Here is a 12,578-nt window from a genome sequence, read left to right on the forward strand (position 1 = left end):
CCTCCTCTATCCTCGCGCGAACGACGTTCCGTCGCCGGAGGGCTTGTCCGCCTGCGCCGGCCGTTCCGCCGCGCGCGCCCGATCACCGATGAGCGCAAGCACTTCCTTCAGCAGCGTCTCGACATCGCGAAACTCCCGATACACGCTCGCGAATCGGACGTACGCCACGCCGTCGAGCTCCCGCAGCGCATCCATCACGCGCTCCCCGATGACCGAAGACGGCACTTCGCGTTCGTACTCGAGCCGCAGCTTTCGCTCGATCTCGTCGCACACCGCCTCCAGCGTCTCCGCAGGGATAGGGCGCTTTTCACACGCCTTCATGATGCCGCGGTAAAGCTTGTCGCGGGAAAACTCCTCCCGCTTCTGATCCTTTTTCACGACCATGAGCGGCCGCTGCTCCACCCGCTCATAGGTGGTAAAACGCCGCCCGCAGGCCTCATGAATGCACTCGCGCCGCCTGCGGATGGTCGTCCCGTCCTCGCCAGGCCTCGACTCGATGACGCGCGTGTTGTCCGCTCCGCAATACGGACATTTCATGCTGCTCACCCCCGTGCGCACCGGGCACTTCGCGGAATCCGCCGCAGATGACAAGCCTTCCGTCCTATATGTAGTGTCAGAAACTCGAGTCACCGCGATTATAAACACTATATCTGCGAGAAACAAGGGTCCAAGCGTTGAACTTCGGCGAGGATCCTTGGCGGTTTCAATGGTGCGGAAGAAGCGACGCCACGGAGTCGACCGTCCACTCAGGGGAATGCGCCGAATCCAGCTCGCCTTCCAAGCCGGACCTGACCCACACCGTCGCAAGGCCTGCCGCCCTCCCCGCCGCCACGTCCGTCTCCACGTTGTCGCCGACGATGACGACTTCCTCTCGACGAAGATGGAACCGGTGGAGCGCATAGTCGACAAACGACGGATCCGGCTTCCCTGTCACGAATACCTCGGCCGATGAAGCGGTCTGCACAAACGCGCCGAGCGCTCCATTGCCAGGCATGAAACCGTCCTCGACGGGTAGCCGTCGGTCCGGATTCGTCAGAACCATCCAGCCAACGCGATGCGCGACGCGGGCGAGAAGTGCAAGGTCGCCGTAGCAGGCGTCCGGTGCGAGCCCCACAGCGACGGCAACGGCACGATTCACCCACGCTGCCCGCAGTTCGTCCGCCCGAGCCCTTCGCGGCTCCAACCCTTCATCCCGGAGAGCCTCTTCCAAACCGGGGCCGCCGACAAATGCGACCATGGGCGGTTCGCCTTGACATTCGGCGGACGTCCGTTGACGAATCAGGAAGGCAGCCGCCTGGGCGGAGGTAGCCACTTCCTCAGGATGGGCGCCGATGCCGAGATCGCGCAAAAACGCGGCGACCTGAACAGGCGTTCTCGACGAGTTGTTGGTAAAAAAGATGGGTTGAATGCCCCGCGAGCGAAGGGTGCGAACAAACTCGGGAGCCCCCTCGATCACGGCTCGCCCGCGAAACAAGGTGCCGTCGAGGTCCAGGAGCGCGCCTTTGAACCCCGAATTCCAGAATGCTTCAGGAGACATCTCCCCTGGCAATGACGCACGAGACATCCCAGTCCCTCCTCGTATGAATTGATTTAGACCAAGCTCTTACGTCAACTACAAACACGCAGGGTTCAAGGGTTGAGTCGCTGGGGTATCCCCAGAGACAATGACCTTAAGCGTAGGGTCCGGGGCAGTTCTGGTTCCTCCTGTCGTCACCGCCTGGGTGAACTTCTCGCAAAGACTGTCTTTGCCAGCCGAACAGCAGATCGAGTGTACCACACGATGGGGTGACAAATTGACCCGCCTCGAACAAACTTTTAACATGAAACTGATTGTCGCAGAGACGGAGGGGTCGACTTGGCGAATGCAGGGCCATGGGAGCGCGTACTCCCCGGCGTGTGGTGTATGCGCGTTGCGTATCCGAACGTACTGCCGTACGGAACCGTCAATTTGTATGTGATCGAGGACGGCGGCGAGGCCGTGATCGTCGACGGAGGCGTCACCGATGGAAATCTCGACCTCGTGATGGCGCACCTTCTGCAACTCGGCATCCAGCGCGTTGCCGCGATCATCGCGACACACTACCACGTCGACCACACGGCTGGCATTCCGGCGCTCAAGGCGCGTCTGGCTGCCCCCGCATTCATGCACCCTTTGGACATTTCTGCGTTCGACGTCAAGTTTCCGCATGGAGCTGGCACTTTTGAACCGTGCCCAGAGCGCCTGCGCGCAGGACATCGCGAGCTCTACATCATCCACCAGCCGGGGCACACCCACGGTCACCTTCACCTGTGGCTCCCCGACGCCAAGGCGCTCTTTGTCGGCGATCACTTGGTGGAAGAGGGATCCGTTTGGGTGGGGCCGCCGGACGGGCACATGGCGGATTACTACCGCGCACTGCAAGCCGTGATGGCGTCAGACGCGGAAGTGGCGCTCCCGGGACACGGGCCCGCCATCTGGCACCCGCAGCTCGCGGCGGAGCGGTTGTACAAGCGGCGCCAGATGCGAGAGGAGCAACTGTTGGCGATTCTGGCCGGCGGCCCAAAGACGCTGGCCGAACTCACGGCCGCCCTGTACCAAGGCGCCGATTCGCGCGCCTGGCCGTTCGCGCGTCACACGGTGATGGCGCACCTGGAGCACCTCGAAGAGCGCGGCGCTGTGCGCAAGGCGATGTCCTCCACGGACTGGATCATGCGATATGCACGCACTGAGGAGTGAACCCACCCGTGAAGCGCTTGTCGTTTGCGAAGGATCGGACGTGGCTCGGGCTGTTGACGGCCATCGCGCTCGTCTATCACGTGTATTTCATCGTCAAGGCATGGCGCCAACCCGTCCTGTTGTACGGGGACGCCTATTATTATGATCATTCCGCGCACGTGCTGAACGCGCTGCATCTGTACGCGTACTGGAGTTGGGGCCCTGCCGCCCAGGTGACCCCGGGCTACCCGCTGTTCCTCGCACTCGTGTATCGGGTGTCCGCCCTCTTCACGACCAGCCATGAGACGGCGATGCACGTAGCGCAGGCGTTTCAGCACCTGCTTGCCGTGGCAGCGAGCGTACTCTTGTATGTGATTGCCCGCTTTCGGCTGCCGCGTTATGCGAGTTTCCTCGCCGCGCTCCTGTGGACCGTGTACCCGCCTGTAATTTACGCAAATGATCAACTGCTCACAGAAAACCTCTACATCCCGTTTCTTCTCGCATTCGTTTGGTCGTTCCTCGTCCTGGTCAGAGACCGCACATGGCCGAGTTTCATCGTCGCGGGCCTGTTACTCGCGGTGACCACGCTCATTCGCCCGAGCGTCGCACCGCTCTTGGCGGCGCCGGCCTGCCTCTTCTTGCAGCGCGAGACGAGGCGCGCCTGGAGGCCCATGCTGAGAAATTATGCGCTGTACGTCGCCACCTTCTGCATCGCCATGGTACCATGGTGGGTGCGCAATCTCGTGGCGATGCACCAATGGATCACGACGGATCTCGACGCGGCAAATCCGCTCCTGTTCGGCTCGGATCCGACATTCTATAAGGACACGAGCTTGTCGAACGGGTTGACGTACGCGCAGCAAAAGGCCCTCGCCATTCACCGCATTGTGGAGGGCTTTCACACCCACCCGCTGGCCTATCTCAAATGGTACACCTTAGACAAACTCGGCTGGCTGTTCGGCACACCCTGGTACAACAGCGTACTGCCGCAACACGCGGGCCTGTTGACCCGGATCACCTTTGCCTATGCCCACCTGCACCTGATGTGGGTCATCATCGGGGCCATCGGGCTCGCAGCGGGATTCGGGATGCGGTATATTCGATGGCTGAGCTGGTTGACCGTCTTTCTCATCGTCGTTCAGCTTCCCTTTATCCCAATTAATCGGTACGCGTACCCGACCATGCCCTTTTTGTTTGTCGGTGTCGGAGCGGTGATTTACCTCGTCACAGCCTGGGCGCGCATGCGCAAGGCGTCGCCGCGCCGAGTCACCGCGCCGTAAGCGCGGACGATTTTCACGATGGAGGCATGCCCAGACCATGCGAATCGCAGTCCTCATTCCGTGTTACAACGAAGAACTGACCATCGGAAAAGTGGTTCGGGACTTCAAACGCGAACTGCCCGATGCGGAGATTTACGTCTATGACAACAACTCGCGCGATCGCACGGCGGAAGTGGCGAGGGAAGCGGGCGCCATCGTGCGAAGGGAGACGCGCCAAGGCAAGGGAAACGTCGTGCGCTCCATGTTTCGCGACATCGACGCGGACGTGTACGTCATGACGGATGGCGACGATACGTACCCCGCAGAATTCGTGCACGATCTCATTCGGCCGATTATCGAAGGAGAGGCTGACATGTGTATCGGCGACCGCCACTCCGACGGCTCCTACTCGAAGGAAAACAAGCGCCCTTTCCACAACTTCGGCAACCAGTTGGTGCGGAAGCTGATTAACACCCTGTTTCACGCCGATCTCCGGGACATCATGACCGGGTACCGGGCGTTCAGCCGCCGCTTCGCGAAGACCATGCCCATTCAGAGCGAAGGCTTTGAAATCGAGACGGAGATGACGCTTCACGCGCTGGACAAGCGGTTTCGCATTCTGGAGATCCCGATTCAGTATCGGGATCGGCCGCCAGGCAGCCACTCCAAGTTGAACACGCTCAGCGACGGCATCCGAGTGCTGAAGACCGTCTTCTGGATTTTTAAAGACTACAAGCCGCTCGCTTTCTTCACGGCAGTCGCGCTGATTCTCTTTTTGGCCGGGCTCGGCGTCGGCATCCCCGTGTTGTACGAGTACTTCTCGTTTGGCCGCATCGCGAAGATCCCGTCCGCCATCCTCGCCGTCGGGTTCATGGTGCTGGCCACCAACAGCCTAACGTGTGGCTTCATCTTAGATACCATCGTGCGCCATCACCGCGACTACTACGAGCTCTTGCAGAACGAGTTCAAGGACTAAAGACAAAGGAGCGCCAAACCCTCCCATGCGACTTGGCTACGCCATCCTCATTCTCCTCAACGTCTGCCTGCTCGTCGGCGGGCAGACGCTTTGGAAGTACGGACTGCAACATCGAGATCTCAACAGCCTGCGATCCGTCATCGCGGCCATGTTTTCTCCATGGGTGATCTCGGGCATCGTGCTGTATGTCATCGCGACGGTGATCTGGATTTTCCTCTTGAACAAGCTGTCCCTGAGTCTGCTCTATCCCCTGCAGAGCCTCGCGTACGTGCTCGCGATTCTCGTGTCCATCTTTGTGTTTCACGAGCACGTGCCCTGGATCCGCTGGGCCGGCGTGCTCGTGATCCTCGCAGGCGTGGCTTTGGTCGCCGTATAGGCGCCGCCCGCCCGCTGGATTCCTATGGATTCCTACGCGTAGTACGTCCCTTCGCACACCCAGTGCGCTTCCCCCGTCATCCACACGTGACCGTCCGCGCGAATCTCGATGTCGAGATCGCCCCCCAAGAGGTGCACGGTCACCCGGTTCCGTACAAATCCCTTTTTGGCGAGCGCCGCCACGCTCGCACATGCCCCTGTGCCGCACGCGAATGTCACGCCCGATCCGCGCTCGTACACGCGGAAGTCGATCTCGTCCGGGGCGAGCACCGAGACAAACTCCACATTCACGCGTTCGGGAAAGTCGGGATGGGACTCGATGGCGCGCCCGACGCGCTCGACGTCCACCTCATCGACGCAATCGACCAGCGTGACAAAGTGGGGGTTTCCCATGCTGACGAGCGTGCCCATATAGCTTGCGCCGCCTGCCTGCACGCGCACGTCGTCGCCGCGATCCGTCCCTCGGTACGGTACGGCTTCCGTGCCGAAACGAGCCTCGCCCATATCGATGGTCACAAGCCGCACGCGTCCCTTGACGTCCAGATGCACCTGCGCCGCCACAACGCCTGCCTTCGTTTCGATGGAGAAGTGCGTGGCGTCGACCAACCCGCGCTCGTAGGCGTACCTGGCCACACAGCGCAGGCCATTGCCGCAGGACTCCGCCTCCGATCCATCCGCATTCCAGATCCGCATGCCGACATCCGCGCTGTCGGAGGGCGTGACGAGGATGAGGCCGTCAGAGCCAATCCCTCTGCGCACGTCGCTCACCCGGCGCGCGAGCGACGGGAGATCGTCCGTGGGCAGAGTTGTCCGGGCCGTATCGACAAACACATAGTTGTTGCCGAGCGCGTGCATCTTAAAGAACTGCATACGAACGCCTCCTTGAGCACGGTTGAAAAAATCGGGCCACCGATGAAATGATTCGTTGCAAACCTCCGTGATTCCTTGTATAATGTAATCGTTCGCTGCGGTGCTGATGCGGAAACGGGCAGCGGACGAAGCAAGCTCAGACATGCGGTCGTGGCGGAATTGGCAGACGCGCTAGATTCAGGTTCTAGTGGGGGCAACTCCGTGGAGGTTCAAGTCCTCTCGACCGCACCAGTGTAGCAAAAACCCCAGCCCTTTGCTTCCGGGCTGGGGTTTTTGCTTGTCCTCATGGTCATCATGAGTCCTACTCGCGCCCCACCGGACATGGGCCGCATCTCGCGGATTGGAGGATGGCAGGTCGCCAGCACAAGCTCGCTCCGAGCCCCGATTCAACAATCTTCGACGGTATGGACGGCGCCCTCCATTCTCATACTCTGAAATAAGCCTGCCGCACGGCCTCGCCCCGAAGACGCCTACACCAAGGAGCTGAGGCGAATCATGTGGTAGTCATATGTTTCTCGGCCGCGTTTGTCGCCGTGGTCCTCGCGACGCGCACGCATCTGTACCTTACCCAGTACTGTAGGACCGTGCTCTGGATCGCCGTGATCGCCCTCATGTACAACCTGGTCTGCCGGGGATACATGATGTGGTATCACCCAAGGTGGTGGTTCATCACCGACAAGCTGTCGCAGCTCATTCAGATCTTCGTGTTGTTCCCTTGTACCACGCTCTTGTTCCTCCGCTACATGCCCAGTTCGCTCGGCCGGCGTCTCCTGCATTTCGCGCTGTTTCTGGGCATCTACAGCGCATTCGAGCTCGTACTCGTGCTGTCGCATGAGATTGAGTACTACCACGGCTGGGCGTTTGGCTGGTCCATCCTGCTCGATTCGTGCATGCTGTTCGTAATGTGGTTGCACGACCAAAATTGGCGCCTCTCGCTTGGATTCTGCGGACTCGTCACATCCCTGTTTCTCGCCTGGTTTCACGTCCCATTCGACACCTGAACGAAACAGGCCAGCGCACGCTGGCCTGCATCACATGGAAGAAACGTCAACGCGTCTCCGCGGGTTCCATCGGCACCAGTCCGCCCTCGCGGATCACGCTTTGATACCAAAAATAACTATCCTTCGGGATGCGAGCGAGCGTATCGTAGTCCACATAGACGAGACCAAATCGCTTCGTGTATCCGAACGCCCATTCAAAGTTGTCCATCAGCGACCAGACGTAATAGCCGCGCAGGTTGCCGCCCTCCTCAAGGAAGCGGTGTGCTGCGGCGAAGTGCGACGCGAGATATGCCACTCGATCCGCGTCGTGGACGCCCCCATCCTGGACGTGATCGTCGTAGGCGGCTCCGTTCTCGGTGATGTAGATAGGGATATCGCCGTAGTCCCGACGCAGGCGGCAGAGCAGGTCGTACAAACCGTCGGGATAGACCTCCCAGTCCATCTCAGTGCGGGGGCCTTCGCCCGGCAGGTGCCGAACGCCGAGCAGCGAATCGGACGGATCGTCCGCCACCACGGCGCGCGTGTAGTAGTTCACGCCCAAAAAGTCGACGGGTGTAGCCATCACTTCCAGGTCCCCAGGCTTGACGGCGTCAAACCCACCGACCACTCGATCCACACGTTGCAAGAGCTCCTCTGGATACTCCCCTCTGAGGACGGGATCGAGGAACCACCGATTTTGGAACATGTCCTGCCTGTCGGCTGCCGCCAAGTCTTCTGGACTTGGCGTGGCCGCATAGACCGGGGTGAGGTTCAAAGTGATGCCGATCTCGCCGCGCAAGCCGAGCTCGCGGTACAGGCGGACCGCATGGCCGTGCGACAAGAGCAGATGGTGCGCGGCGCGGTATGCGCGGCGCCAGTCCTTCAGGCCCGGCGCGTGTACGCCGATCCCGTATCCCAGGATGGAAGCGCACCACGGCTCGTTGTGCGTGATCCACATGGGGACGAGATCGCCAAGTTCGCGAAACAGGATTTCGCTGTACTCCAAGAAGCGGGACACGGTATCTCGGCTGTTCCAGCCACCCTCGTCTTCTATCCACTGTGGGAGATCCCAGTGATACATGGTGACGGCCGGGCGAATGCCGTTCTCAAGCAGCTTGGTAGAGAGCCGCTTGTAGAAGTCGAGTCCTTTCACCCAGACGCGCCCCTTCTCTGGCATCACGCGCGGCCAGGCGATAGAGAATCGGTATGACGAGATCCCGAGTTCTTTCATGAGCTGCACATCGTCTTCGTAGCGGTGGTAGTGATCGCAAGCGACATCCCCGGTATGTCCCTCGGCGACCTTGCCGGGCGTGTGGGAAAACGTGTCCCAAATCGACCGACCACGGCCGCCCTCGCGCGCGGCCCCTTCCACTTGATACGATGCCGTCGCGGTCCCCCAGACGAATGCATCTGGAAACTTGCGCATCTTGTCATCTCCCTTGCTGCATCGTTGCCTCACGTACTCGTGGCGCCACATCACCCCGGATGGTGACAGGCGGCATAGTGGCCGGGCGCCACCTCGACGAGCGGCGGTTCCTGTGACCGGCAAAGCTCGGAGACGAACGGACACCGGTCGGCGAACGGGCATCCGACGCGATCTTCGAGCAGGTTCGGCGGGCGGTTCGACGTCTCCGGCAGTGGCCCTTGGTGGCGCGTGCCCGGGGTCGCCGCAAACAACAGCCGCGTGTAGGGATGCACCGGATGCCGAATCAGTTCGGCAGATGGTGCCGTTTCCATGACTTTGCCGCCGTAAAGCACCATGATGCGGTTGCCAATGTAGCGCGCTGAGGCGAGATCGTGTGTGATGTACAGGAATGCGATGTTCATTTCCTCGCGCAGTTCGTTCATCAGCTTGAGAATCCCGGCGCGTATCGATACGTCGAGCATGGAGATGGGCTCGTCGGCGACGATAAATTTGGGAGTCACGGCCAGCGCGCGGGCGATGGCGACGCGCTGCCGCTGGCCCCCCGACAGCTCGTGCGGATACTTGCGCCGCGTCTCGCGGACCGGCGTCAACCCGACCTTGGCGAGCAGCTCATCGATGAGATCGGTCACGCGGCCCTGGCCCTCGCGGCGGTACTTTCGCACCGGAAACGCCAGGTGTTGCTCGATGGTACGCGTTGGATTGAGGGAGCCGAACGGATCCTGAAACACCATCTGCGCGTCCTTTCGATACGCCTTCAGTTCTCGCCCCCGGATGTGCGCCACATCGCGGCCAGCCACCCAGATCTGGCCTTCCGACGGCTCGATCATCCGCACCAACGCCTTGCCAATGGTGGACTTGCCCGATCCCGACTCGCCCACGAGCGACAACACCTCGCCAGGCTGGAGCGAGAAACTGACGTGATCGACCGGGCGAATGAACCGGCCACGCCCGATGGGAAAGCGGACCACGAGATCGCGCACGTCGACGAGGGCTGTTGCCTGGGCGGTCGCGAGTGCTTCAGACATGAGCCTTCACCTCCGCCTCGTTGAACAGGTGGCACTCCAACACCTTCTCACCCGCTCGCACCTGCGCCGGGCGCACGCGCTTGCAGATGTCCATGGCGTACGGGCAGCGCGGATGAAACGCGCACCCGGGCGGCAGATCCTGCAAGTCCGGTGGGTAGCCGCCGATACCCTGAATCGTCACGTCGTCCGCGGTCAACTGCGGGATAGCCTTCAGCAGCCCTTCCGTATACGGGTGATGCCGCTCGGAGAGGTTCAATAAGTGGCTCGGCGTCAATTCGACAATGCGGCCCGCATACATAATGGCGACGCGGGACGCGAGTTCCGCCACCAGGCTGAAGTCGTGGCTGACAAACAGAATGGCGAAGCCCACCTGCTCCTGAATGCGCCGGATCTCGTCCAGGATAGACCGCTGCACCACCACGTCGAGCGCGGTCGTCGGCTCATCCATGATGACGAGCGCCGGGTTGAGCGCAATCGCGATGGCAATGACGACTCGCTGCCGCATGCCGCCCGAAAGCTCGTGTGGGTAGCTCTGCAGGTGTTTCCGGTCGATGCGGACGAGATCGAGCAACTCCTGCGCCCGCTCGCGCGCTGCCTGGCGCGACAGGTCCGGACGATGCGCCAGGATGGTGTCGATAATCTGCGTCTCCACGGTCATCACCGGGTTCAAAGCGCTCATCGCGCTCTGGAACACCATGGACATCTTGCTCCAGCGAAACGCCCTGAGTTCCTTTTCAGACAGCGCGTACACATCCTGTCCCAACACGCGCACGCGGCCCTTCGTGACGACCGCGTCGCCCCGCAACAGCCGCATGATGGTGTACGCCATTGTCGACTTGCCCGATCCCGACTCCCCAACCAATCCCACAATCTCTCCCCGATGGACAGTCAAGTTCACATCGCTCACCGCATGCACGAGCCCCGTGTTCGTCACGTAGGCGACAGACAGGTCCTCAATCTGAAGCACCGGTTCTCGCGTCTCTGCCATCCACATGCACCTCGCTTTGCTGCGCCCAAAGCTCGCGCAAGAGTTTCTCGACCTGCCGGCGCCTGCGCGACGTTCGCAGACGCGGATTCGTCACCTGATCGATGCCGAAGTTCATGAGGGCAAAGCTCGTGCCTAGTAGCGCGATGCCGAGCCCCGGCGGCACGAACCACCACCACGCCCCGCTCATCAGCGCGCTGTTCTGCGTCGCCCAGTACAGCATCGTGCCCCAACTCGTGGAAGCCACGTTTTCGAAGCCGAGGTACGCGAGTCCCGACTCCGCCAGCACCGCCGCCAGGCAGGCGTACATCACGTTGGACGCGACCACGCTTGTCATGTTCGGCACGATCTCGAACACGATGATGCGAAGTGTGGACATGCCCGACAGACGGGCCGCCGCGATGTAATCCCGGCTTGCGATGGTCATGGCCATCGACCGCATCACGCGCGCGCCCCACGCCCAGCCCGTCAGCGCGATAATGAGACCGTTCATGTACGGCGTCGTGTTGTGCACGTACGATTCGATGATAATGAGCAGCGCCAAGCCTGGCATGACAAGGAAGATATTGCAGAGTGCATTCAGGATGGAGTCCACTACGCCTCCCACGTAGCCAGCCGTGACCCCAATCAGGATGGCGATAACGGTGCTCAACAGTCCGGCGCCAACGCCTACGATGAGCGTGGTCCGCGTGCCCCAAATAAATTGGGAAAACACGTCTTGGCCCAGGCTCGTCGTACCAAACCAGTGCGCGTGCGACGGAGGTTGAAGCATACCAAACGCCGTCGACGTCGGATTGTACGGCGCGATGGCAGGTGCGAACACGGCGACCACCAGAAACACGCCAAAGAGCACCACGCCCGCAAGAGCCTTCGGATTTCGAAAGAACTGGCGCAACGCCGAGTTCCTGCGCCGACTCGCGCGTTTCGCGCGCGACTCCGCCACATCGATGGCTGCGATGGTCATTCACGCCGCCCCCCTTCTGCGCACGCGCGGATCGAGCCGTCCATACAGCATATCGACGATGAAATTGATGACAAGGGCCGTCACGGCGATGATGAGAAACATCCCTTGAATGAGCGGATAGTCTTCACTCGCCACCGCGTTCGTCAGTCCGTAGCCGATACCTGGATAAGAAAATACTTGTTCGATGAGAATCTGCCCGCCGATGATGGACGAGAGGGCGATGGCCACGGAGGTCAACTGCGGCAAAAGCGCATTTCGAGCGGCATACGAAAAAATCAGTCTACGTTTCGATACCCCTTTGGCTTCGGCGAACACCACGTAGTCCTCGCCGAGCGTCGTGATCATGTTGTTACGCATGCCGACAATCCAACCGCTGATGCTCCCGACAAACACCACCACCGCCGGCAGGAGGCTGTGATAGACCGCGCTTGCCAGAAATGGGCCATTGAGCCCTGGAGTCACATCATCGCCGTACCCGTGCGCGAGCGGAAACCAGTGATGGACGAATCCGAAAAAGTAGATGAGAATGAGCCCGAGCCAGAAAGTTGGAATGGCCTGGCCGAACATCGTAGCCACTGGGATTACGTTGTCCGCGGTTCCGCCGCGGCGCCAGGCAATCAGAATGCCAATGAGGGTTCCGACGACCACCGCAATGATGGTCACCACACCAAGCAGCACGATGGTCCACGGCAGGCTCGTCTCAATGATGTTGACCACCGGCGTCGGAAAGTACTGAAACGAAGCGCCCCAGTGTCCCGTCAACAGGTTGCCGAGATATTGAAAATACTGCTGCCAAAGCGGTCCGTTCGACAGCCCGAGCTGCTCCTCAATCGCCTTGAGCGCGGCAGGATTGATGTTCCCCGCTTGCTTTGCAATCATCGCCTGCGCCGGATTCCCGGGCATGAGGCGCGGCAAGATAAAGTTGAGCGTGATGGCTGCCCAAAGCGACAAGATGAGAAAACCAAATCGATCTAGAAAATACCGCATGCAAACTACCCTCCTTCTGGGACGGGCACACCGGCG

General features: G+C 60.9%; 13 protein-coding genes and 1 tRNA gene. 6 read left to right on the forward strand and 8 right to left on the reverse strand.

The window, feature by feature from the left end; genetic code table 11:
• Positions 1–6 precede the first annotated feature (6 nt).
• Together nrdR and TC41_RS09140 are read right to left on the reverse strand one after the other, a co-directional pair.
• Entirely contained in the window at positions 7–537 is a 531-nt protein-coding gene (nrdR, locus tag TC41_RS09135; protein WP_014464749.1) for a transcriptional regulator NrdR, read from the reverse strand.
• A 166-nt stretch (positions 538–703) separates the two neighbouring features.
• Complete coding sequence (locus TC41_RS09140; RefSeq protein WP_049784355.1) at positions 704–1,564, reverse strand: HAD-IIA family hydrolase; 861 nt, start codon at positions 1,562–1,564, stop codon at positions 704–706.
• 291 nt (positions 1,565–1,855) lie between these two features.
• Here TC41_RS09140 and TC41_RS09145 point away from each other — a divergent pair, with 291 nt between their 5' ends.
• From TC41_RS09145 to TC41_RS09160, 4 genes are read left to right on the forward strand one after another with little or no spacing between them, the layout of a single operon-like run.
• A complete protein-coding gene (locus tag TC41_RS09145; RefSeq protein WP_041695271.1) occupies positions 1,856–2,716 on the forward strand; it encodes an MBL fold metallo-hydrolase in 861 nt (286 codons plus the stop codon).
• Positions 2,717–2,724: 8 nt separating this feature from the next.
• On the forward strand, positions 2,725–3,975 hold the full coding sequence (locus tag TC41_RS09150) for a glycosyltransferase family 39 protein (protein WP_014464752.1): 1,251 nt from the start codon (positions 2,725–2,727) through the stop codon (positions 3,973–3,975).
• A gap of 37 nt (positions 3,976–4,012) precedes the next feature.
• Positions 4,013–4,930: a glycosyltransferase family 2 protein gene (locus TC41_RS09155; RefSeq protein ID WP_014464753.1), complete on the forward strand. Its 918-nt coding sequence runs from the start codon at positions 4,013–4,015 to the stop codon at positions 4,928–4,930.
• Between the two features lie 25 nt (positions 4,931–4,955).
• The gene (locus tag TC41_RS09160; RefSeq protein WP_014464754.1) at positions 4,956–5,306 is read left to right on the forward strand and encodes an EamA family transporter; all 351 of its coding nucleotides are present in this window, start codon (positions 4,956–4,958) and stop codon (positions 5,304–5,306) included.
• Positions 5,307–5,338: 32 nt separating this feature from the next.
• Here TC41_RS09160 and dapF read toward each other — a convergent pair whose 3' ends face one another.
• A complete protein-coding gene (dapF, locus tag TC41_RS09165; RefSeq protein WP_041695272.1) occupies positions 5,339–6,175 on the reverse strand; it encodes a diaminopimelate epimerase in 837 nt (278 codons plus the stop codon).
• A 144-nt stretch (positions 6,176–6,319) separates the two neighbouring features.
• On the opposite strand from dapF, the gene TC41_RS09170 reads away from it, so the two are divergent.
• A tRNA-Leu gene (locus tag TC41_RS09170) sits at positions 6,320–6,406 on the forward strand.
• Positions 6,407–6,672: 266 nt separating this feature from the next.
• The gene (locus TC41_RS09175) at positions 6,673–7,176 is read left to right on the forward strand and encodes a CBO0543 family protein (RefSeq protein ID WP_041695273.1); all 504 of its coding nucleotides are present in this window, start codon (positions 6,673–6,675) and stop codon (positions 7,174–7,176) included.
• A gap of 46 nt (positions 7,177–7,222) precedes the next feature.
• Here TC41_RS09175 and TC41_RS09180 read toward each other — a convergent pair whose 3' ends face one another.
• The 5 genes from TC41_RS09180 to TC41_RS09200 are packed head-to-tail and all read right to left on the reverse strand — an operon-like array spanning position 7,223 to position 12,542.
• Complete coding sequence (locus tag TC41_RS09180; protein WP_014464757.1) at positions 7,223–8,581, reverse strand: GH1 family beta-glucosidase; 1,359 nt, start codon at positions 8,579–8,581, stop codon at positions 7,223–7,225.
• Positions 8,582–8,631: 50 nt separating this feature from the next.
• Positions 8,632–9,606, reverse strand: coding sequence for an oligopeptide/dipeptide ABC transporter ATP-binding protein (locus tag TC41_RS09185; protein WP_014464758.1), 975 nt, complete (start codon positions 9,604–9,606; stop codon positions 8,632–8,634).
• A complete protein-coding gene (locus TC41_RS09190; RefSeq protein ID WP_041695274.1) occupies positions 9,599–10,594 on the reverse strand; it encodes an ABC transporter ATP-binding protein in 996 nt (331 codons plus the stop codon). Before TC41_RS09190 ends, TC41_RS09185 begins: the two co-directional genes overlap by 8 nt.
• The gene (locus tag TC41_RS09195; RefSeq protein ID WP_014464760.1) at positions 10,560–11,555 is read right to left on the reverse strand and encodes an ABC transporter permease; all 996 of its coding nucleotides are present in this window, start codon (positions 11,553–11,555) and stop codon (positions 10,560–10,562) included. Before TC41_RS09195 ends, TC41_RS09190 begins: the two co-directional genes overlap by 35 nt.
• On the reverse strand, positions 11,556–12,542 hold the full coding sequence (locus tag TC41_RS09200; protein WP_014464761.1) for an ABC transporter permease: 987 nt from the start codon (positions 12,540–12,542) through the stop codon (positions 11,556–11,558).
• Positions 12,543–12,578: the final 36 nt, after the last annotated feature.

This window comes from Alicyclobacillus acidocaldarius subsp. acidocaldarius Tc-4-1 (assembly GCF_000219875.1).
In the GTDB taxonomy this organism is placed as follows: domain Bacteria; phylum Bacillota; class Bacilli; order Alicyclobacillales; family Alicyclobacillaceae; genus Alicyclobacillus; species Alicyclobacillus acidocaldarius_A.

Coding starts and splice junctions, on each gene's coding strand:
- TC41_RS09200 (WP_014464761.1), bottom strand. CDS start 12,542: ATGCGGTATTTTCTAGATCGATTTGGTTTTCTCATCTTGTCGCTTTGG.
- TC41_RS09195 (WP_014464760.1), bottom strand. CDS start 11,555: ATGACCATCGCAGCCATCGATGTGGCGGAGTCGCGCGCGAAACGCGCG.
- nrdR (WP_014464749.1), bottom strand. CDS start 537: ATGAAATGTCCGTATTGCGGAGCGGACAACACGCGCGTCATCGAGTCG.
- dapF (WP_041695272.1), bottom strand. CDS start 6,175: ATGCAGTTCTTTAAGATGCACGCGCTCGGCAACAACTATGTGTTTGTC.
- TC41_RS09140 (WP_049784355.1), bottom strand. CDS start 1,564: ATGTCTCGTGCGTCATTGCCAGGGGAGATGTCTCCTGAAGCATTCTGG.
- TC41_RS09190 (WP_041695274.1), bottom strand. CDS start 10,594: ATGGCAGAGACGCGAGAACCGGTGCTTCAGATTGAGGACCTGTCTGTC.
- TC41_RS09185 (WP_014464758.1), bottom strand. CDS start 9,606: ATGTCTGAAGCACTCGCGACCGCCCAGGCAACAGCCCTCGTCGACGTG.
- TC41_RS09160 (WP_014464754.1), top strand. CDS start 4,956: ATGCGACTTGGCTACGCCATCCTCATTCTCCTCAACGTCTGCCTGCTC.
- TC41_RS09180 (WP_014464757.1), bottom strand. CDS start 8,581: ATGCGCAAGTTTCCAGATGCATTCGTCTGGGGGACCGCGACGGCATCG.
- TC41_RS09155 (WP_014464753.1), top strand. CDS start 4,013: ATGCGAATCGCAGTCCTCATTCCGTGTTACAACGAAGAACTGACCATC.